Source organism: Curtobacterium sp. NPDC087082, from assembly GCF_044745045.1.
Classification (GTDB): Bacteria; Actinomycetota; Actinomycetes; order Actinomycetales; family Microbacteriaceae; genus Curtobacterium.
Genome location: NZ_JBIUZN010000005.1, coordinates 28,389 through 48,642 on the forward strand (window position 1 = coordinate 28,389; position 20,254 = coordinate 48,642).

At 71.8% G+C, this 20,254-nt stretch carries 20 protein-coding genes and 1 tRNA gene; 5 read left to right on the plus strand and 16 right to left on the minus strand.

Translation table 11 applies throughout. The features are described from left to right. Positions 1-65: 65 nt before the first annotated feature. Positions 66-671 (plus strand): TetR/AcrR family transcriptional regulator, encoded by a 606-nt coding sequence (locus ACIPEP_RS13640; RefSeq protein ID WP_402717552.1) that lies wholly within the window; start codon positions 66-68, stop codon positions 669-671. Here ACIPEP_RS13640 and ACIPEP_RS13645 read toward each other — a convergent pair. From ACIPEP_RS13645 to ACIPEP_RS13680, 8 genes are all read right to left on the minus strand, one after another. Further along, positions 643-1,479 carry a VOC family protein gene (locus ACIPEP_RS13645; RefSeq protein ID WP_402717553.1) on the minus strand — a complete coding sequence of 279 codons (837 nt, stop codon included), beginning with the start codon at positions 1,477-1,479 and terminating at the stop codon, positions 643-645. The genes ACIPEP_RS13640 and ACIPEP_RS13645 overlap by 29 nt on opposite strands. 102 nt (positions 1,480-1,581) lie before the next feature. Continuing rightward, positions 1,582-2,208: a PepSY domain-containing protein gene (locus ACIPEP_RS13650; protein ID WP_402717554.1), complete on the minus strand. Its 627-nt coding sequence runs from the start codon at positions 2,206-2,208 to the stop codon at positions 1,582-1,584. Positions 2,209-2,256: 48 nt separating this feature from the next. After that, positions 2,257-3,600, minus strand: a complete 1,344-nt coding sequence (locus tag ACIPEP_RS13655; protein WP_402717555.1) for a sensor histidine kinase — start codon at positions 3,598-3,600, stop codon at positions 2,257-2,259. After that, the gene (locus ACIPEP_RS13660) at positions 3,593-4,270 is read right to left on the minus strand and encodes a response regulator transcription factor (protein ID WP_071294923.1); all 678 of its coding nucleotides are present in this window, start codon (positions 4,268-4,270) and stop codon (positions 3,593-3,595) included. The genes ACIPEP_RS13655 and ACIPEP_RS13660 overlap by 8 nt, the downstream gene beginning before the upstream one ends. Positions 4,271-4,533: 263 nt before the next feature. Next, the gene (locus tag ACIPEP_RS13665) at positions 4,534-4,746 is read right to left on the minus strand and encodes an SCO4848 family membrane protein (protein WP_070418512.1); all 213 of its coding nucleotides are present in this window, start codon (positions 4,744-4,746) and stop codon (positions 4,534-4,536) included. 178 nt (positions 4,747-4,924) lie between these two features. Further along, positions 4,925-5,851: a hypothetical protein gene (locus ACIPEP_RS13670; protein WP_402717556.1), complete on the minus strand. Its 927-nt coding sequence runs from the start codon at positions 5,849-5,851 to the stop codon at positions 4,925-4,927. Further along, the gene (locus ACIPEP_RS13675) at positions 5,848-6,315 is read right to left on the minus strand and encodes an ImmA/IrrE family metallo-endopeptidase (protein WP_022905932.1); all 468 of its coding nucleotides are present in this window, start codon (positions 6,313-6,315) and stop codon (positions 5,848-5,850) included. The genes ACIPEP_RS13670 and ACIPEP_RS13675 overlap by 4 nt, the downstream gene beginning before the upstream one ends. Continuing rightward, positions 6,312-6,752, minus strand: coding sequence for a hypothetical protein (locus tag ACIPEP_RS13680; RefSeq protein WP_070419521.1), 441 nt, complete (start codon positions 6,750-6,752; stop codon positions 6,312-6,314). The genes ACIPEP_RS13675 and ACIPEP_RS13680 overlap by 4 nt, the downstream gene beginning before the upstream one ends. 39 nt (positions 6,753-6,791) lie before the next feature. Here ACIPEP_RS13680 and ACIPEP_RS13685 point away from each other — a divergent pair, with 39 nt between their 5' ends. Then, positions 6,792-7,487, plus strand: coding sequence for an IMPACT family protein (locus ACIPEP_RS13685; RefSeq protein ID WP_402717797.1), 696 nt, complete (start codon positions 6,792-6,794; stop codon positions 7,485-7,487). Between the two features lie 105 nt (positions 7,488-7,592). On the opposite strand, the gene ACIPEP_RS13690 is transcribed toward ACIPEP_RS13685, so the two are convergent. Further along, a tRNA-Lys gene (locus ACIPEP_RS13690) sits at positions 7,593-7,668 on the minus strand. 93 nt (positions 7,669-7,761) lie between these two features. Here ACIPEP_RS13690 and bcp point away from each other — a divergent pair. Further along, complete coding sequence (gene bcp, locus ACIPEP_RS13695; protein WP_071294921.1) at positions 7,762-8,232, plus strand: thioredoxin-dependent thiol peroxidase; 471 nt, start codon at positions 7,762-7,764, stop codon at positions 8,230-8,232. Positions 8,233-8,305: 73 nt separating this feature from the next. Here the strand turns inward: bcp and ACIPEP_RS13700 are convergent, their stop codons facing one another. Beyond that, positions 8,306-8,728 (minus strand): hypothetical protein, encoded by a 423-nt coding sequence (locus ACIPEP_RS13700; RefSeq protein WP_071294920.1) that lies wholly within the window; start codon positions 8,726-8,728, stop codon positions 8,306-8,308. Between the two features lie 260 nt (positions 8,729-8,988). Here ACIPEP_RS13700 and ACIPEP_RS13705 point away from each other — a divergent pair, with 260 nt between their 5' ends. After that, positions 8,989-9,237: a WhiB family transcriptional regulator gene (locus tag ACIPEP_RS13705; RefSeq protein WP_022904217.1), complete on the plus strand. Its 249-nt coding sequence runs from the start codon at positions 8,989-8,991 to the stop codon at positions 9,235-9,237. 841 nt (positions 9,238-10,078) lie between these two features. On the opposite strand, the gene ACIPEP_RS13710 is transcribed toward ACIPEP_RS13705, so the two are convergent. Beyond that, positions 10,079-11,587 (minus strand): sensor histidine kinase, encoded by a 1,509-nt coding sequence (locus ACIPEP_RS13710; RefSeq protein WP_092386542.1) that lies wholly within the window; start codon positions 11,585-11,587, stop codon positions 10,079-10,081. A gap of 117 nt (positions 11,588-11,704) precedes the next feature. Here ACIPEP_RS13710 and ACIPEP_RS13715 point away from each other — a divergent pair, with 117 nt between their 5' ends. Next, positions 11,705-12,118 carry an Rv3235 family protein gene (locus ACIPEP_RS13715; RefSeq protein WP_083403212.1) on the plus strand — a complete coding sequence of 138 codons (414 nt, stop codon included), beginning with the start codon at positions 11,705-11,707 and terminating at the stop codon, positions 12,116-12,118. A gap of 78 nt (positions 12,119-12,196) precedes the next feature. Here the strand turns inward: ACIPEP_RS13715 and secA are convergent, their stop codons facing one another. From secA to mtrB, 5 genes are all read right to left on the minus strand, one after another. Beyond that, positions 12,197-14,977, minus strand: coding sequence for a preprotein translocase subunit SecA (secA, locus tag ACIPEP_RS13720; RefSeq protein WP_071294918.1), 2,781 nt, complete (start codon positions 14,975-14,977; stop codon positions 12,197-12,199). Between the two features lie 158 nt (positions 14,978-15,135). Then, the gene (gene hpf, locus ACIPEP_RS13725; protein WP_070418505.1) at positions 15,136-15,843 is read right to left on the minus strand and encodes a ribosome hibernation-promoting factor, HPF/YfiA family; all 708 of its coding nucleotides are present in this window, start codon (positions 15,841-15,843) and stop codon (positions 15,136-15,138) included. Between the two features lie 184 nt (positions 15,844-16,027). Next, complete coding sequence (locus ACIPEP_RS13730; protein WP_402717557.1) at positions 16,028-16,792, minus strand: ComF family protein; 765 nt, start codon at positions 16,790-16,792, stop codon at positions 16,028-16,030. A 95-nt stretch (positions 16,793-16,887) separates the two neighbouring features. Beyond that, positions 16,888-18,570, minus strand: coding sequence for an LpqB family beta-propeller domain-containing protein (locus ACIPEP_RS13735; RefSeq protein ID WP_261646657.1), 1,683 nt, complete (start codon positions 18,568-18,570; stop codon positions 16,888-16,890). Continuing rightward, positions 18,570-20,252: an MtrAB system histidine kinase MtrB gene (mtrB, locus tag ACIPEP_RS13740; protein ID WP_229086247.1), complete on the minus strand. Its 1,683-nt coding sequence runs from the start codon at positions 20,250-20,252 to the stop codon at positions 18,570-18,572. Before mtrB ends, ACIPEP_RS13735 begins: the two co-directional genes overlap by 1 nt. Positions 20,253-20,254 lie beyond the last annotated feature (2 nt).

The following is a 20,254-nucleotide window of genomic DNA, read 5'->3' on the forward strand; positions in this document are numbered from 1 at the left end:
CCGGTAGTGTCGATCAAAACGGAGGAACCTCCGCTTCGATCAGCATAACCGGAGGAGCCTCCGCTTTGGCTAGCGATCCCGTCACGAGCACTCGGCGACCTCGCGCGGACGCCGCGCGCAACCGCCAGCGGGTGGTGGACGCCGCGCGTGCGGCCTTCACCGCGCAGGGCGAGGACACGTCGCTCGAGGCTGTGGCACGGGCCGCGGGCGTCGGGATCGGGACGCTGTACCGGAACTTCCCGACGCGCGACGACCTCATCGCCGCGGTCTACCGCGCCGAGCTCGATGCTGCGCTCGCGACCGTCGACGAGCTCCTCGCCCCCGGTACCGGCTCCGGGAGCGCCGCGGACGCCTTCCGCGCCTTCGCCGGCCGGTACGCCGAGTTCGTCGTCACGAAGCGGGGGCTCGCCGAGACCGTGCGAGCGGGGGCGTTGCGCGGGACAGCCGAGGCCGCGGGGACCCGAGAACGGGTGAACGCGGCGGTGCAGCGCTTCCTGGACGCCGGGGCCGCCGACGGCTCGCTCCGGGCCGAACTGCTCGCCGACGACGTCACGGCCGCACTGGTGGGCATCCTGCTCTCCACCCGCGACGCGGTCGACGCCGCGCAGACGGGCCGGCTGCTCGACATCCTCGTGGCGGGACTCAGCCGTCCTGCGGCGCGAACTGCGTGACGCGGAACGTCGCACCCTGCGGGTCCTGCAGCTCCGCAGCCCGGGTCCAGGAGCCGTCCCACGAGTCCAGCACCCGGCCACCGAGCCGTTCGGCGAGCGCCGCGGCACCGTCGCGGTCCGCCACGCTGAACGACACGTGCCAGTCGTCGGCCCCGGCGTCGAGCTTGTCGAGCGCGCCGATGACGTCGGCGAACCCCTCCGGCGTGCCGACCTGGCGTTCGCGGATGTCCGGGTCCGAGGTCGCCGCGAGGTGGTCGCCGTACCCGGGCAGGCGGACCATCGCGCTCGGGCCTTCCTCGATGCCGGAGACCTGCCAGCCGAAGAGCTGCTCGTAGAACCCGATCGCCTGCTCCGGATCGGTCGAGCGGAGGTCGCTGAACACCCACCCACCGGGGGCGTTGATGTGCTGCGCGCCGAGTCGGGCGCGCGCCTGCCAGAGCCCGAACGCGGCACCACGGGGATCGACGCAGTCGACACTGCGGCCGGCCGCTCCCCCGGGTCCGGCGTCCTCGGCGGGACCAGCGGTGCCGCCGAGCTCCGTGACGCGACGGGCCACGGCGTCGGCGTCGTCGACCGCGATGTACGTGCGCCACGTGGCCGGCTCGTCACTCGACGCGACGGCACCGACCTCGTGCCCGTCGATCGACACGATGCGGTAGGAGCCCGGCGCCCCCGGCGGGAGTCGCTCCTCGAAGTCCCAGCCGAACAGCCCGCCGTAGAAGGCCTGGGCTGCATCTGGATCCGGCTGTCGGGCGTCGATCCAGCTGGGGACGCCCTGGGGGTACGTGCGCGGGGTCTGGTCGGTCATCGTCGCTCCCGGGTCCGCCGGCGCGTGGCCGGATGCCCCAGGTCTACCGCGGACCACCGACGCCCTCGCGCCCGCGCTCGCGCCCACGGCCGCGCCCGCGCCTCAGTCGTCGGTGTCGACCTCGTCCGTGACGACCTTGCCGGTGCCCGCGTCGAGGCGGACGCTGTGCTTGGCGCCCGAGGCGTCGCGGACGTCGCCCTCCCAGACGACCTTCCCGAGGTGGTCGTCGAGCCCGAGCTCGGTGATCGTGCCGGCGTGCAGGTCCTCGAACCGGCCGACCGCGTCGTCCACGGTCAGGTCGGCCGCGGCCGTGAAGCGCTCGTTCTCGGCCCGGTCGTCGGCGTCCGAGGTCTCGGTGCGCGGCGATCCGGACACCGCCGTGCCGGCCTCGTTCGTGTGCACCTCGTGCTCGGTGCCGTCGTCGGTGACGACCAGCACTTCGTACGCGGTGCCGTTCTGCTCCTGCTCGACCGAGATCACGGTGCCAGACCCCACGGCGTCGCGGGCGGTGGCGACGGCGGCACGCAGGGCGTCGTTCGACGTGGCGGACGCAGCGGTCGCGCCGCCGGACGCCGATCCGGACGAGGACGACGACGACGTCGTGGACGAGGCCCCGTCGGACTGCGCGGTGGAGCACCCGACGAGGGCGAGGGACGCCACGAGCGGCAGGGCGGCGATGCCGGCGACACGACGGGTCGAGCGGGCGGTGGTGGTGCGGAGTGCGTTCATGCGACCAGGGTGCCGGGCGGGTGCTGAAGCACGGCTGAAGCCCCCTGGTCAGCCGCCGAGTGCGATGCGGACCGCGAACCGGGCGCCGCCGAGGGGCGAGTCCGCCACGACGACGTCCCCGCCGTGTGCCCGGACGGCGTCCTGGACGATCGCGAGGCCGAGCCCCGCGCCGCCCGCGTCCCGGCTGCGCGCCTCGTCGAGCCGGACGAGACGTTCGAACACGCGGTCACGGTCCGCCGGGGCGATGCCCGCCCCGTCGTCGTCCACCGTCAGGACGGCGCGTCCGTCCTGCTCGGCGAGCGCGACGACGACCCGAGCCTCGGCGTGCCGGACGGCGTTGTCGACGAGGTTGCGGACCACGGCGGCGAGGAGCCGTTCGTCCCCGAGGACACGGGCAGGCCCGATCCCGGACCCCTCGACCCGGATCGACCCGGCGGTGCTCCCGCCGAGCCGTCCACGCGCCCGGGCCACGGCGTCGAGCGCCAGGTCGTCGAGGTCCACCGGACGCCGGACGCCCACGTCGCCCTCGTCGAGCCGCGAGAGCTCGAGGAGGCCCGTCACGAGGTCCTGCAGCCGGAGCGCCTCCGAGCGCACCACCTCGGACAGCTCGACGACGTCGGCGCGGTCGGGGTGCGCCGCGGCGACCTCGGCGTGCTGGCGGATGGTCGCGATCGGCGACCGCAGCTCGTGGGAGGCGTCGGAGACGAACCGCCGCTGCCCCGCGGCGGAACGGTCGAGCCGGTCGAGCATGGTGTTCATGGTCGTGGCGAGCCGGGCGATCTCGTCGCCGGTGTCCGGGACGGCGACCCGGGCGTCCGGTCGTGCCGCGCGGATCGTCTCGACCTCGGTGCGCATGCGTTCGACCGGGCGCAGCGACCGGCCGGTGACCACCCACGTGACGGCCCCCATCACGACCACGAGCACCGGGACGCCCACGGCCAGCAGCGCGACCGCGGCACCGACGGCGGCGTCGGTCTGGTCGAGGGAGACCCCGTAGACGAGCGTCGCGTCCCCGCCGCCGGGCAGGTCGACGTCGTCGGCGACGAGCAGCCACCGCTCGCCGTCATGGGTCCAGCGGGACTCGTCGGCCGTCGGGAGCGCCGGTGGATCGGCGTCGTCCCCGTGGGCGAGGACGGACCCGTCGTCCCCCACGACCTGCACGAGGACGTCCTCGTAGCCGCTCACCACCCCGGCGCCGTCGGCCTCGACACGAGCCGAGGCCTGCTCGAGCCCCGACTCCGCCGTGGTCCGCACCCCGTCGAGCAGGACGAGGCGGAGCACGACGACGAACGCCGCCGCGCCGACGAGCAGCGCCGCGAGCACGACGACCACCGCCCCGAGGGTGGTCCGGGCCCGGACGGACCGGAAGCGCCGGCGGCCGCCGTCAGCCACCGTCCGCCGCCAACCGGTAGCCGGCGCCGCGCACCGTCTCGATCGCGGTGCGACCGAACGGCCGGTCGACCTTGCGACGCAGGTGTCCGACGTACACCTCGACGATGTTCGGGTCGCCGTCGAAGTCGACGTCCCACACGTTCTCGATGACGTCGCGCTTCGAGCAGACCTCGCCGGCGCGGCGCGCCAGGAACTCGAGGACGGCGAACTCGCGACTCGTCAGCTCGACGGGCGTCGACGCCCGGGACACCGTCCGGGCGGCCGGGTCGACGACGAGGTCGCCGAGCGTCAGGACCGCCGGGCGCTCGCGCGCACCGCGGCGGACCAGGGCACGCAGCCTCGCCACGAGGACGGGGTGCGAGAACGGCTTCGTCACGTAGTCGTCGGCCCCGGCGTCGAGCGCCTCGACCTGGTCCCACTCGCCGTCCTTCGCCGTCAGCATGAGGACGGGCGTCCAGTCGCCGTCGGCACGGAGCTGCGCGCACACGGCCCAGCCGCTGAGGCCGGGCATCATCAGGTCGAGCACGATCGCGTCGTAGCCGAACTCGCGGGCGTGCCACAGTCCGTCGACGCCGTCGTGGGCGACGTCGACCGCCCACCCCTCGGCTTCCAGCCCGCGACGGACGCCGTCGGCGAGCCGCACCTCGTCGTCGACCACCAGGACACGCATGCCCCGATCCTGCCGTGCGCCGCTGAAGCAGGCCTGAAGCGCCCTGAACGCGACCGGTCGCGGGCCAGGAGGCGCGGTGCGGGCCGGCACCGCGCCTCCTGGCCGGCACCGGGTCGCGTCCACAGCCCCGTCGTCGCCGGGTCCCGGGACGGATTCGGGTTCTGGCCCGGCCTCCGGCGGCGACGGTACCAGCGCCGATCCTGCTCCCTCGGCGACGGACACGCTCGCAGCCGGCCGGGCCGGCGAGGCCGGTCGGGACCGGCTCAGACGAGCAGCAGGATCCCCGCGACGACGGCCGCGACGGCGATCGCCAGCGCGATGAGCAGCAGCACGAGGTGCACCGTGTAGAACGTCGTCGGCTTGCCGGCGGCGTCACGTGCCCGCGAGTCCTTCGCGACCCGCTGGAAGAAGCGGGGCCAGGTGACGACGTTGAAGACGGCACCGATGAACAGGACGAGGGCTGCGAAGACGGTCACCCGACGATCCTAGACACTGCGGGCACGGGGCCGGTGGTGCTCGGCCGCCCCCAACGCGGCCGAGTCCCACCCCGTGCTGCCACATCGCGTGTAGCACCTGCTACAGACCCTACACGGCGGCCCGGACGACGTCGACCCATCCAGTGGGATCGATGTCCCGTTCCGGTAACGACTGGCGCTACGCCGCGTCGAGGGCCGCTTCGGCGTCGGCCAGGGCCCGCTGCTCCGACTCGCTCAGCGACTGCCGGGCGCGACGGGCGCCGTCGTTGATCTCGACGATGAGCCGACTGAGCCGCGTCGCCGGATCGCCGGAGTCGGGGTAGGCGTTGTCGGTGCCGATCCGCGCGTGCAACGGCGTGAGGGCGCGCAGGGCGGTCTCCACCCGACGGGAGCGCCGACGACGGGAGACCTGGTGGCCGATGACGAGCAGGAGCATCCCGGACGACACGCAGATCACCGCACCCGGGGTCGTGACGTCGTAGGGCAGCGCGAGGGCCCGGGTGAGGCCGAGGTCGCCCAGGACGTGCGCGAGGTCCATCACCACGACGACGACCATCCGCACGACACCGAGGACCCCACCGAGCACGAGGACCCACAGGCCGACGAGGTCGGTGGTGGTGCGGGCCTCGCGCAGGTGCAGGACGCAGATGAGTCCGGTCGCGCCGAGCGCCACCCCGAGGTAGACCGTCTGCGCGATCGAGTAGACCGTCGCCGCCGGGTGCGATCCGGCGTCGAGCATGAAGGTCGTCGTCGTCGCGGGCTTGTCGAGGACGGTGAACGCCACAATCACCACCACGACGACGACCGCGCACGTTACGACGATCGCGTTCCGGAGCCACGGCCGTGCGGCACCGACGGCCTTCGCCACACCCCAGAGCAGGGTGCTCGTCCCCGCGACCATCAGGCAGTCGCTGACGACCGTGACCACGTTGAACCCGCCGAACAGCGGATCGAGCCACCGGTACAGCGGGTCGACGTTCGTGACGATCGTCGCGGCGAACAACAGGAAGGTGACCGCGAGCGTGCGGTCCTGCCCGCGCTGCAGGACGAACAGCGTGACCGTGCCCGCGATCAGGAGCAGCGCCTGGACGAGGGAGACGATCACCCGAACACCCCGCGGAACGCGCTCGGACGGTCGCGGTGGCCGCGGATGAGCCCGGCGAGCCGGTCGGCGAAGACCTCGGCCTCGTGCTCGTACTCGTTCGAGAACAGCCCGCGGGCGAGTGCCCGCTCGACCTTGTACTCCGGCAGGTCCGGGATGACGTCGCGGATGTAGGCCGCCTGCGGGGCGTGGTCCTGGTGGCGGTGCAGGATGTGGCCGAGTTCGTGGCCGATGACGAACGACCGGAACGTCCGCGAGGCCGTCGGGGAGATCATCACCAGGTGCTGCCGCTCGAGCGTCGCCACGAAGCCGCACACGGGCTCGGCGGCGAGGAACGCCTCTTCACGGACGACGATCGGCTTGCCGACCACCTCGGCCGCGGCGGCGACGGCCTGGTCGACGTCGGACCACCCCTCGGCCGCACCACGCGCCCAGAACGCCTCGACGAGGTCGGTCGGAGCGCTCATGCGACACTCCCCCGGGCGGACTCCTCCTCGAGCACCTCGGCGATGCGACGAAGCGCCTCGGGCGAGAGCTCACCGGGGAAGGTCCGGGCGGCGAACCCGCTGACACGTGCCGATCGGAGGGAGCGCACGAGGGCGAGCTGGGCACCGATGCGCTCGGGGACGTCGCTGTCCTCGAGCAGGAAGCGCTCGTCGACCTCGAAGAAGCCCGCGAGCAGGCGGAGCAGCCCGGTGTCACGGTTGCGACGGCCGTCGCCGGAGAGCATGTACGTCCACTTCGCCCGGGACAGCGAGCCGCCCTGGGCCGCCACGTACTCCTCGATCGCCGCGAACGGGACGGGGGCGCCGCGCTGCGCTTCCTCGAAGTCGAGGAGGAGGTTCAGCCGGCGCGCGAGTTCCGCGGCGTCGAGCACGCCACCCCTCGGATCTGCTGTCGCCATGTCGATCGGACTCCTCCCCAGCCGCACGTCGTGCAGGACATGGTAGCGCGAGCCGCCGACGAGGACCTCGCTAGCCTCGACGGTGTGAGCACCCCGTACCCGTCCACGGTCGCCGCCCTGGTCGAGCACGAGATCGTCATCACGAAGTCGCGCTTCATCACGACCGTGGCGCCGGTGTCCGGGGTCGCGGACGCGGACCGGGTGATCGCCGAGGTCCGCCGCCGCCGGTGGGACGCCCGGCACAACTGCACCGCGATGGTCACGGGCGTGCTCGGGGACCAGGCGCGGTCGAGCGACGACGGTGAACCCTCCGGGACCGCCGGCGTCCCGATGCTCGAGGTGCTCCGGCGTCGCGGGCTGACCGACGTCGTCGCGGTCGTCACGCGGTACTTCGGGGGCGTGAAGCTCGGCGCCGGCGGCCTCGTCCGTGCCTACTCGACCTCGGTGTCCGAGGCACTCGACCGCGCGACGCTCGTGCACCGGCGCGCACTGACCCGGGTGACGGTGGACGTCCCGCACGCCGACGCCGGCCGGATCGACAACGTGCTGCGCGACTGGGTCCGGCACCACGGAGCCACGCTCGGCGACCCCGCGTACGGCGCCGCCGCGACGTTCGAGCTCTGGGTGCCGGGCGACGGCATCGAACCGCTGCGTGCCGACCTCGCCGCGACCTCGGCGGGAGCGCTCGACCCGGTGGTCGGCGAGGAGCGCGTCGTCGACGTCCCCGCCGACTGATCCGCACGCGGAGTCGCGGCCGAATCGCACTCCGGGCGTGTCTCACCGTGCGGCACCGCACGCCGGGAACGACGAAGGCCCCGACTCGATGAGTCGGGGCCTTGCTGGTGCACCCCCTCGGACTTGAACCGAGAACCCACTGATTAAGAGTCAGTTGCTCTGCCAATTGAGCTAGAGGTGCATGTTGCGCTTCCGTGCTGCAACGGGAAACAACAATAGCATGGGTTTCGCGTGCTCTTGACCACTCGGGGCACGGACCACGAACAGGAGCCCCATGACCGACCGTCTCGCCGCCGGCGACACCGCCCCCGACTTCACCCTGCCGGACCAGGACGGCACCGAGCACTCCCTCTCGGCCCTGCGTGGGAAGAAGGTCATCGTGTACTTCTACCCGGCAGCGTCGACGCCGGGGTGCACCACCGAGGCGTGCGACTTCCGCGACAACATGTCCTCGCTGCAGGCCGCCGGGTACGAGGTGCTCGGCGTCTCGAAGGACGACCTGCCGGCGCTCAAGACCTTCCAGCACGAGCAGGCCCTGACCTTCCCGCTGCTGAGCGACCCGGACCTCGCCGTGCACAAGGCGTACGGCGCCTGGGGCGAGAAGAACAACTACGGGAAGATCGTCACCGGCACGATCCGCTCCACGATCGTGGTCGACGAGGACGGCACCGTGCAGCTGCCGCTCTACAACGTCAAGGCGACGGGGCACGTGGCGAGCCTGCGGAAGAAGCTCGGCCTGGTCTGAGACCCGGCTGATCGACGGACAGGAGGCGCGGTGCCGGCTGGCACCGCGCCTCCAGTCCGTGGACCGGGACCGCCTACTCGACCGGTCGGGCGAGCGCGTCCGTCACCGGCCGCGACAGCACCAGCGTGATGCCCAGCAGCGCGGGGATGAGCAGGAACCAGCCGACGGCGGGCACGCGGAAGACGCCCTGGAACGCCCCGATCGCGAGCGCACCCTGCAGCACCTGCCAGACGATGATCCCGGACCGCACCCACGGACGACGGTTGCGGAGGCCGATGAACAGGGAGCCGAGCCAGAGCGCCGCGATGGCCGCGAGGACCGTCAGCGCGATCCCGGACGCGATGCTCGTGGCCGGCGCGACGATGAGTTCGACGATGAGGACGATCGTCACGACGACGAGGGCGGCGAACTCGAGTCCGACGACGACGAGGAGCGCCAGGAGGGCAGGCGACCGCCGCTCGACGTGGTCGGGCTCGGTCGGGGTGGTGTCGGGCACAGCATTCCTCCAGCGTCGGAACCCTTGATTTGGCCCTACCAGTATGGAACGATATTCGAGGTCGTTTGGACGGCACGATGTGGTGTGCGTCTCCCGTGGTTCGACGCTCCTCCCCCGAGCGTTCTGCGGGCGTCAGACTCGCTTCCAGCGGACTCCTCCCCCACGGGTGTCCCCTCGTGCCTCGCGCATGCTCAGCGTTCCGATCCCCGAACCACGGCCCCGGCCTGCCGTTCGAGCATCGATTTCAAGGAGCACCACACATGGACTGGCGTGACCAGGCAGCCTGCCTCACCGCGGACCCCGAGCTCTTCTTCCCCGTCGGGAACACCGGACCGGCCGTCGACCAGATCGAGAAGGCCAAGTCGGTCTGCGCTCGCTGCACGGTCACCGAGATGTGCCTGCAGTACGCCCTCGAGAACAACCAGGACTCCGGTGTCTGGGGTGGCCTGAGCGAGGACGAGCGCCGCGCGCTGAAGCGTCGCGCCGCCCGCGCTCGCCGCGCTTCCTGACCCGGCGCCTGCTGCGCGCCTGACGCCCGCCGTCCCTTCGGGGCCGGCGGGCGTCGTCGTGCGCGGGGCGGCTGCGCCGCGCGCGGCGCGGCTACGCCGCGCGCGGGGGCGGCTGCGCCGCACCGCGCCGCGCGCCTTCAGGCGGTTGCGCATGCCTGCGCACAACGGAAAGCACGCGGCGCCGCGCGATCGCGCGGTTCGGACGTACTTCCGTTGTGCGGCCGCGCGCTGCGGCTGCCGCCGCGGCATGCGCGCCGGCGCGCGCGCCGCGCGGCGAACACGGAACCGACGTCGAACCAGGGCCGGACGGCGGTTCGACGTCGGGAGCGTGGTTCGATGCGGCCCTGGCGGGCGCACGCCGCGCCTCCAGGCAGTTGCGTGTGCCTGCACACAACGGAAAGCAGGCGACGCCGCACCATCGCGCGGCTCGGACGCACTTCCGTAGTGCGGCCGCCCGCCGAGGCGCGCGCGCCGTCGCGCGGCCGCGCGGCGAACCACGGAACCGACGTCGAACCAGGGCCGGACGGTGGTTCGACGTCGGGAACGTGGTTCGACGCAGCCCCGGCGGGCGCACGCCGCGCCTCCAGGCGGTTGCACGTACCTGCGCACAACGGAAAGCAGGCGACGCCGCGGCATCGCGCGGTTCGGACACACTTTCGTTGTGCGGCCGCCCGCCGCGGCGTGCGCGCCGTCGCGCGGCCGCGCGGCGAACCGCGGAACCGACGTCGAACCAGGGCCGGACGGTGGTTCGACGTCGGGAACGTGGTTCGAAGCAGGACTGGCGGGCACACGCCGCGCCTTCAGGCGGTTGCGCGGGACGCCGCGGCGGGCGCGGAGCGCGCTACGCGGCGCCCGGGGTCGCCGTCAGCCAGCGGAACGGGATCGTGATGGTCACCTCGGTGCCGCTGCCGGTCAGGGTGTGCCAGTCGATGGTGCCGCCGAGCTCGCCCTGGATCAGCGTCCGGACGATCTGTGTCCCGAGGCCCGACCCGACCTTGCCCTCGGGCAGGCCCCGCCCGTTGTCGCGGACCTGGATGTCGAGGTGGTCGTCGAAGCGCTCCGCCACGATCTCGACCTCGCCGTCGCGGCCGTCCAGCCCGTGCTCGACGGCGTTCGTGACGAGCTCGGTGAGCCCGAGCGCGAGCGGGGTCGCGGCCTCGGAGGGCAGCACCCCGAACTCCCCGGTCTTCTTCGGGCGGACGGTCGTGTTGTGCGACGCCGCGACCTCGGTCACGAGCTTCAGCACGGAGTCGAAGACCTCGTCGAAGTCGACGTTCTGGCTGAGGCCGGTCGACAGGGTGTCGTGCACGACGGCGATCGCGGCCACGCGGCGCATCGCGTTCTGCAGCGACGTCCGGGCCTCGTCCGAGTGGGTGCGGCGCGCCTGGATGCGCAGGAGCGACGCCACGGTCTGCAGGTTGTTCTTCACGCGGTGGTGGATCTCGCGGATCGTCGCGTCCTTGGTGATGAGCTCGCGCTCCTGGTGCCGCAGTTCGGTGACGTCGCGGCAGAGGACGATCGCACCGATCCGCTCGCCGTGGTCGCGGAGCGGGATCGACCGCAGCGAGACCGTGACGCCCTTCGACTCGACGTCGGCACGCCACGGGGCACGGCCGGTGACGACCAGGGGCAGCGACTCGTCGACGTCGAGCTGCGCACCGATGAGCTCGGTCGTGACCTCGGCGAGGGACTTCCGCTCGAGCTCGCCCTCGAAGCCCATCCGGTTGAAGGCGCTGAGGCCGTTCGGGCTGGCGAACGTGACGATCCCGTTCGTGTCGAGGCGGAGCAGGCCGTCGCTGGCGCGCGGTGCACCGCGTCGGGGTCCGGCCGGCGCACCGATGTCGGGGAAGTCACCCGTGGCGATCATGCCGAACAGGTCGTTCGCGCTCGCGGTGAAGTTGAGCTCCTGGCGGCTCGGAGTGCGCATCTCGTCCTGGTTCGAGTGCCGCGTCACGACCGCGATCGGGCGCTCGGTCGTCTCGGCGCTGTTCGCGCTCAGCCGCCGGAGCACCGGGATCGCCCGGACGCGCGTCGGGGTGTCCTCGTACCAGTCCGGCTCGGCGGAGTCGACGACCCTCGCGCCGACGAAGCTCTCGGTGACCTGTTCGCGCCACTCCTCGCGGATCTCCTGCCCGACGATGTCGCGGTAGAAGAGCGTCGCCGCGGAACTCGGGCGAGCGTGCGCCACCGCCACGAACGAGCCGTCCTCGGCGGTCGGGACCCAGAGGACCATGTCCGCGAAGGACAGGTCGGCGAGCAACTGCCAGTCCCCGACGAGCAGGTGGAGCCATTCCACGTCGGCTTCGGAGGAACGGCCTTGTGCGAGGACGAGGTCACTGAGGGTCGACACCCGCCCAGTCTAGGTGCGCACCACTGTGGACAACTGCGCTCTCTCCACAGGCTCGATGACAGTCATATTTCTCATGTTGTACTCGCTCTACGCTCAGCCCCGACGAAAGGGGCAGGGGTGGCCGAGGAAGCACGCCGGATCGATGACGCAGAGCCGATGGGGGACGTCCCGCGACTCAGCGCCGTACCGCCACCGACCGACGTCGAGGACACCGCTCGCGCGCTCGGCCTCTGCGTCGCCGAGATCCTGACGGGGTCACGCGAGGTCGACAGCATCGCCCGGTGGATCACGGACGAGGTGCACCGGCACCTGCAGCAGCGGGCGGCGGTGGCGGCGCGGGCCCGGCAGCTCGGCAGCCGGTCGCGCGGACGGGCGCTGCTCCGGGTCGGCAGCGTCATCGTGTGCCGCCCGGCCGACGGGGTCGCCGAGGCGACGGTCGTCGTGCACACGCGCAGTCACGCCCGTGCGGTCGCGATGCGCTTGGAGGAACGGCAGGGTCGATGGCGCGCGACGGCCGTCGGCGTCCTGTGACGCCCGTGACATGACCGGGAGACGGACAGGAGGCGCGGTGCCAGCCGGCACCGCGCCTCCTGTCCGGACGTGGTCGCGTCAGCCCTTCTTGGCGGCCTGACGACGCTCAGCACGGTTGCCCGCGGCAGCCTGGCCGGACGCGGTCGCGGCGTTGCCGAACGCGGAGCCCTGCTCCGGCCCGGCGGCCGCCTCGGCCTCGGCCTGCGCCTTCTGCGCTCGCGCGGTCGCGGCCTGCTCGAGGCGACCGCGCTCGTCGCGGACCTCGACCTCGCCGTCGATCGACGGAGCGGAGTACTCGAGACCGGAGACCTCGTCCTCGCCGAGGCCCTTGGCCTCGATCACGGCGTTCTCGCCGTCGGACTGGACCTGCACCTCGAGGTTGAAGAGGTAGCCGACCGACTCTTCGCGGATCTGCCCCATCATGCTCTGGAAGAGCGCGTAGCCCTCGCGCTGGTACTCGACCAGCGGGTCGCGCTGTGCCATCGCCCGGAGGCCGATGCCGTCCTTGAGGTAGTCCATCTCGTAGAGGTGGTCGCGCCAGCGGCGGTCGATCACCGAGAGGACGACGCGGCGCTCGAGCTCACGCATGGCCTCGTCGCCGAGGAGTTCCTCGCGCTGCTGGTAGGCGAGCTTGGCGTCGGAGAGGATCTCGCGGCCGAGGAACTCGCGCGAGGCCTTGCCCTTCGAGCCGGCCTCGGTGATGACCTCGTCGATGGAGATCGAGATCGGGTACAGGGTCCCGAGCTCGGTCCACATGGCGTCGAGGTCCCAGTCGTCCGCGTTGCCCTCGGCGGTGTGGGAGTCGATCACGTCGTCGACGACGCTCTTGAGGAACGACTGCGCACGGTCGTGGATGTCGTCACCCTCGAGGATGTGGCGGCGGTCGCTGTAGATCGCTTCGCGCTGGCGGTTGAGGACGTCGTCGTACTTCAGGACGTTCTTGCGGATCTCGGCGTTGCGGCCCTCGACCTGCGCCTGGGCCGACCGGATCGCACGGCCGACGAGCTTGTTCTCGATCGCGAGGTCGTCCGGGACGTTCGAGCGGCCCATCAGGCTCTCGGCGGCACCGGAGTTGAACAGGCGCATGAGGTCGTCGGTGAGCGACAGGTAGAAGCGGCTCTCGCCGGGGTCGCCCTGACGGCCGGACCGACCGCGCAGCTGGTTGTCAATGCGGCGGGACTCGTGACGCTCGGTGCCGAGGACGTAGAGACCGCCGACCTCGCGGACCTTGTCGGCCTCGTCCTTGATCTCGGCCTTGACGCGGTCGAACACGTCGTCCCACGCGGCCTCGTACTCTTCCGGGGTCTCCGTCGGGGACAAGCCCTTGGCGTGCATCTCCTGCACGGCGAGGAACTCCGAGTTGCCGCCGAGCATGATGTCGGTACCGCGACCGGCCATGTTCGTGGCGACCGTCACGGCGCCGAGTCGACCGGCCTGGGCGACGATCGCGGCCTCACGCGCGTGGTTCTTCGCGTTGAGGACCTCGTGCTTGACGCCCTTCTTCGCGAGGAGCTTCGACAGGTACTCGGACTTCTCGACGCTGGTGGTGCCGACGAGGACCGGCTGGCCCTTCTCGTGGCGCTCGGCGATGTCCTCGGCGACCTGCTCGAACTTCGCCTTCTCGTTCTTGTAGACGAGGTCGGTCTGGTCGATGCGCTGCATCGGCTTGTTCGTCGGGATGGGGACCACGCCGAGCTTGTACGTCGACATGAACTCGGCCGCTTCGGTCTCGGCCGTACCCGTCATGCCGGACAGCTTCTGGTAGAGGCGGAAGTAGTTCTGCAGCGTGACCGTGGCGAGGGTCTGGTTCTCGGCCTTGACCTCGACCTTCTCCTTCGCCTCGATCGCCTGGTGGATGCCCTCGTTGTAGCGACGGCCCATCAGGATGCGGCCGGTGTGCTCGTCGACGATGAGCACCTCGCCGTTCATCACGACGTAGTCCTTGTCACGCTTGAAGAGGGCGACGGCCTTGATCGAGTTGTTCAGGAACGAGATGAGCGGGGTGTTCGCCGACTCGTACAGGTTGTCGATACCGAGGTAGTCCTCGACCTTCTCGATGCCGGGCTCGAGCACGCCGACGGTGCGCTTCTTCTCGTCGACCTCGTAGTCCTCGCCCGGGGTGAGGCGGGTCGCGATCGACGCGAACTCGGTGAACCAGCGGTTGGCCTCGCCCGAGGACGGACCGGAGATGATGAGCGGCGTGCGGGCCTCGTCGATGAGGATCGAGTCGACCTCGTCCACGATCGCGAAGAAGTGGCCGCGCTGCACCATGTCGGATGCCTGCCACGCCATGTTGTCGCGGAGGTAGTCGAAGCCGAACTCGTTGTTCGTGCCGTAGGTGATGTCGGCGGCGTACTGCTCGCGACGCTCGGCCGGGGACTGGTTCGCGATGATGCAGCCGGTCGTCATGCCGAGCGCACGGAACACGCGGCCCATGAGCTCGGACTGGTACGACGCGAGGAAGTCGTTGACGGTGATGACGTGCACACCGCGCGACGGGATGGCGTTGAGGTACGCGGCCGTCGTGGCGACGAGGGTCTTGCCTTCACCGGTCTTCATCTCGGCGATGTTGCCGAGGTGCAGCGCGGCACCGCCCATGAGCTGCACGTCGAAGTGCCGCATGCCGAGGGTGCGCTTCGCTGCTTCCCGCACGGCGGCGAACGCCTCGGGCAGCAGGTCGTCGAGGGTCTCGCCGTTCGCGTAGCGCTCGCGGAGCTCCTTGGTCTCGTCCTGGAGTTCCTCGTCGGTGAGGCTCGCGAAGTCGTCCTCGAGGTCGTTGATGGCCGAGGCGTACGCCTTCAGCCGTCGGAGGGTGCGTCCTTCGCCGATGCGGAGGACCTTCTCCAGCACGTTTGCCACGTGAGCTCCTTACGAGATCGTCACGCGCGACCTGCGCGATGCGAACAGCCAGTCATGCTAGCAACCCGTCGACTCCGGCCGCTGTGAACAGCGCGGGTGTGCGCGGCCCGCGAACGGTCCGCGCACACCCGGGTTCGGTCTGCCGTACTGAGCGATCGTCAGGCGATCGCGACCGCCGGCTCGGACTCCGACGCCGCTGCCGGAGCGTGCTCGGTGGACGGGTCGTCGATGCCGATCACGCCGTAGTCCCAACCCTTGCGGCGGTAGACCACGCTCGGGCGGTGCGTCTCCGCGTCGACGAACAGGTAGAAGTCGTGCCCGACGAGCTCCATGAAGTACAGGGCGTCGTCGACCGTCATGGGACCGGCTTCGAAGACCTTGTGCCGGATCACGACGGGGCTGTAGACCTCGTTCTCGTCGTCCTCGGCGTTCGCGTCGACCACCGGGACGGCACCCGTCGCGACGTCCTCGATGAGCTTGCCGTCGGCCGGGACGACGCCCATGCGCTCGAACGCGGTGCCGGACGCCTCGGACACGGAGGTCGGACGGTGGCGGCCGCGGTGCACCTTGCGGCGGTCGCGTGCTCGGCGGAGTCGTTCCATGATCCGGGCGAAGGCCAGATCGAAGGCGGCGTACTTGTCCGACGCGGCGGACTCCGCCCGCACGAGGGGGCCGGGGCCGATCAATGTCAGCTCGACGCGGTCCTCGCCCTGGGAACCGCCCGATTTCTCGTTGTGGCGGCTGATGCGCACCTCGAAGGCGAGGGCGCGGTCGGCGAGCACGTCGATCTTCTCGGACTTCTGTTCGACGTAGGTGCGGAATCGGTCGGTGACCCCGATGTTCCGGCCCGTGATCGTCACGTCCATGTGGCGGCTCCCATCCAGACTCAGCGCGTCGCCTCCATCCGGCGATCCTGAACGCCTTGCCGCGAGGCTAGACCCGGTGGCGCTCCGGCGTCACGCGATGTCGGTGAGTCGCCAGGACACCCACCGGACACACAGTGGCCATCGAGCGTTCACCGATGCGCCGAGGGCCTTCGATGGGCGCGCCTCAGTCGTCGACGCTCGCGACGGCGACGCACCGCACGACCCGACCACCGGCGGCACGCACGGCGCGCACGGCTTCGGCCATCGTGACGCCGGTGGTGACGACGTCGTCCACCACGACGACGGCTCGACCGGTGACGCCCGTGACCGAGAGGGTGCCGACCGTCGCGGCCACCCGTTCCACCGCGTTGCGTTCCTTCTGCCCGCCGTGCAGTGCGCCGGCACCGACGCCGGCACCCGCACCTGCACCGGCACCGGCACCGGCACCGGCACCGGCATCTGTACCTGCGCCGGCACCGACGCCGGCGCGACGCCGCACCAGCCCTCCTGCCCGCACCCGCGACATCGCCCGCGACCGCCGCACTCCCCCGCGCGCCGCCAGCAGCACGACGGGGTCGAACCCCCGCCGCCGAGCACCCTGCCGCGAGGGCGGTACCCGCAGCAGCACGGCCCCGGGACCGGCGTCGGCGAGCGCCGCCCGCACGAGCCCACCGAACCGGGCACCGAGGGGCCGAGAGACGTCCACGCGCCCGCGCAGCTTGAGCTCGAGGAGCATCGTCCGTACGAGTCCCGTGTACTCGAACGCCGCGTCCAGCCGGACCCCGGCGACGAGACGCACCCGGCGGGGCTTCGCGTCGAGCGCGTGTCGGCACGCGGCGCAGAGTGCCCGGTCGGGCCGGCCGCACCCGACGCAGTCCACCGGCAGGAAGAGCCCGAGCACCGCGACGGCCGCGTCGAGCCACGGCCGCAGCCTGTCCCGTGTCCTCATGCCGACGATCCTGACCGCCACCCACCACCGGGCGCAGGCCGATCCGTGGGGCTGGGGACGCGCCTCCTGGACCGCCGCCCTGTGGAGGAACGTCCTCAGCGCTGGACGCCGAGCACGTCCGCGCTGATCCCGGTCGTGACCCAGCCACCGCCGGTCGACTGCAGGACCGACCCGTCGGACATCCGCAGGAGCATCGAGCCGCCGCTCCCGCCGACGATCTCGGTCGCCCGCCCGTCGGGCTTCGGCAGGGTGCTCGACTGCCCACCGATCGTGGAGCGGACGACGTCCGGGCCGGAGGACGTCTGCCCGACCGAGGCGACGTCGGAGTCGCTGATCCAGGCGGCCCCGACGGCGTTGCCCGTGGCGGCCTGCACGCGCACCGGGGAGCCGAGCGCGGTCGGTGTGCGGTCGGCGCCGCGGACGATGGCCATCACGTACAGGCTCGGTCCGTCGTTCGTCTGGATGAGCGCGAGGGCCCTGGTCGAGTCGCGCGAGACCTGGAACGACACGAGGTCGCCGGCCGGGAGCGTCGTGTTCACCGCGTGCGGATCGCCGCCGAGACCGTAGGCCGTGACCCGGCGGGTGTTCTTCTCGGACGCGACCCAGACGAACCCGAGGTCGTCGATGGACGGCGGGACCAGGCCGTCGGTCGCGTCGATGCGCAGGTGCGAGCGTCCGCGCACGACCGTCACGCCGTCGCCGTTCCCGACCACCGCAGCGGTACCGGACGCGGACAACGCGAACGAGGACGGCCCGAGGTCGCCGATCTCCGCGCCCATGCCGTTGCCGAGCGGTGCGATCTTCCCGCCGCCGAGGGCCGAGTAGCCCACGGTGCCGTCCTGGTCGACGAGCGGGCGGGCATCGACGTCGGGGTTCTGCTGCGCGTCGGACCCGCTGCCGTCGGGGACGGCGAAGGTCGTGCCCTCGGCCGTGATGTCGACGGAGGACACCGTGGCGACCGAGGCGAGCGACTTGCTCAGCTGCTCGCGCATCCGGATCCGGTCCTGACTGCTGGCGCGCAGGGCGTCGCTCGACAGGTCGACGAGGGCGGTCCCGCTCTGGATCGTGACCGCGTTCAGGGAGAGCTGCGTGCCCTCGGGGAAGGCGGTGACCACGGCCCCCTTGAGCCAGCTCGCGGGTCCGGCGAGCAGCGCGCTCGCGATGCGGGTGCTCGTCGACGACCGGGCGAGGAACCAGCGCTCGTCGGGCACGAGGAACTTGTACGTCGGGTCGTAGAAGTAGAGCGCGTGCTGCTGGAACACCGACTCGAAGTTCACCGGCGACAGGATGATGCCGTCGGGGGCGTAGGCAATGCGCCACTCGCCGTCCTCGCGGGTGAACTGGAACGTCAGCGTGGACGAGGTCGGTCGGACCGCCTGCGTGTACTCGCCGTCGGCGTCCACCGAGGCGCTCGCGGTGAGGGTGTAGGTCAGCTCGCGTTCGCCGACCCGCTCGATCGCCGGGTTGCCGGGCTGGATCGTCACCGAGCGCCGGGGGTTCCACTTCGTCGAGAAGTTCGAGGCGAGGAACTCCCGGGCGACGGCGTAGTCGTCCGCCGCACCGGTGCCGGCCGCGATGAAGCCGCGGAGGATCGTCGTCTGGTCGGCACCGGGCACGGGCTTGCCGGGCCGGTAGTCGACGCCGGACACCGACTGGTCCTTGATCACGCCGCCGGAGCGCACCGCGCCGTCGGTGGGGATCGCGGCGCAGGCGGACACGGCGACGATCGTCAACGCGGCGAGCGCAGTGGCGACCAGGGTGCGGAAGCGGGTGCGCATCAGTCGTCCTCCCTGACGGCGCGGGGGCCGTCGTACGACTCGTCGAGGTCTGGCAGCGGGATCGCCGAGGTCGTCACGGTGACGCGGTCGTTGCGCGGCAGCGTGAGCACGAAGGTGGAGCCCTCGCCGGGGCGGGACCACACGTCGATGCGGCCGCCGTGCAGGTTCGCGTCGCCGAGCGAGATCGCGAGTCCGAGGCCGGTCCCGCCGATCGTCCGCTTGCGGCTCGGGTCGGCGCGCCAGAACCGGTCGAACACGCGGGCGGCGTCCTCCGGCGGCATGCCGACGCCCTGGTCGCGCACGGCGATCGCGACCGAGCGGGCGTCGCTGTCGACGACGACCTGCACGGGCTTCGCGTCGCCGTGCTCGATCGCGTTGCCGACGAGGTTGCGGAGCACGCGGCGGATGCGCTTCGCGTCGAGCTGCATGGTGGTGTGCCCGCCGGGTGTGGCGAGCTGCAGGTCGATGCCGGCGCGTTCGGCGAGCGGCCGGAACTCGTCGACGATGTCGGTCGCCAGGGCCGCGGGGATGACGGGCTCGGGATCGAGGTGCACCGCCTGCGCGTCGAACCGCGAGATCTCGAGGAGGTCGGCGAGCAGGAGCTCGAACCGCTCCACCTGGGCGTGCAGGAGCTCGGCGGACCGACCGACCGACGGCTCGAAGGCGTGACGGGAGTCGAACAGCATGTCGCCGGCGAGCCGGATGGTCGTCAGCGGGGTCCGGAGCTCGTGGGAGACGTCGGAGACGAACCGCTGCTGCACGCGGGAGAGCTCGGCGAGCTGGGTGATCTGCCGGCTCACCGCGTCGGCCATGCCGTTGAAGCTGCGGGCGAGGGTGGCGATGTCGTCGTTGCCCCGCACCGGGATGCGTTCGTCGAGCCGGCCGGCGGCGATCTTCCGGCTCGTCTCGGCCGCACCCCGGATCGGCACGACCACGAGCCGGACGACGAGCGAGGTCACGAGGGCGATGAGCACCATGAGCGCGACACCGCCGATCGAGAGCGTCTGCGAGACGAAGTCGAGGGTCTGCTGAGCGTCCGACAGGTCGTAGACGAGGTACAGCTCGTACTGACCGGCACTCGGGATCTGCAGCGTCGACCCGACGGCGAGGCCGGGCTGGTGACGGCCGTCGTCGTCGAGGCGCACGGGCTGCAGGCTGAGCGTGCCGGTGTTCTTGCCGACCTGCTTGCGGAGGGCGTCGGTGATCACGGCGTCCGGGAAGCCCTGGCTCGCGACGTTCTGCACCGTCTGCGGCCCGGGCTGGTCGGGACTCCGCTCGATGGCGATGCTCGTGCCGCCGGGACTCGTGGTGTTCGACAGGATCGCCTGCTGCGCCTCGCTCTGCAGGGTCTCGAGCTCGCTCTGGTTGTTGTCCTCGCCCGCGGTGGCCGCGTCGAAGATGCCCTGCGCCACGATCGTCGCGCGTGCCGACTCGGCCTCGATCTGGTCGCGGCGCTGCGAGTAGACGTTGTTCGAGATGCTGATCATGACGGCCGTGCCGATGATCGCGACCGCGAGGCCGGTGGTCATCACCGTGATCGCGACCGACCGGAACATCAGGGAGCGGCGCCACAGGTACGCCGCGGCGCGCCAGCCGCGCCGGACCCACCGTCGAAGGCGACGGCCGGCACGGGCGAGCCTGCCCTGCACGGCGACGCCGCCGGTCGACGCTGCGGACGGCACGG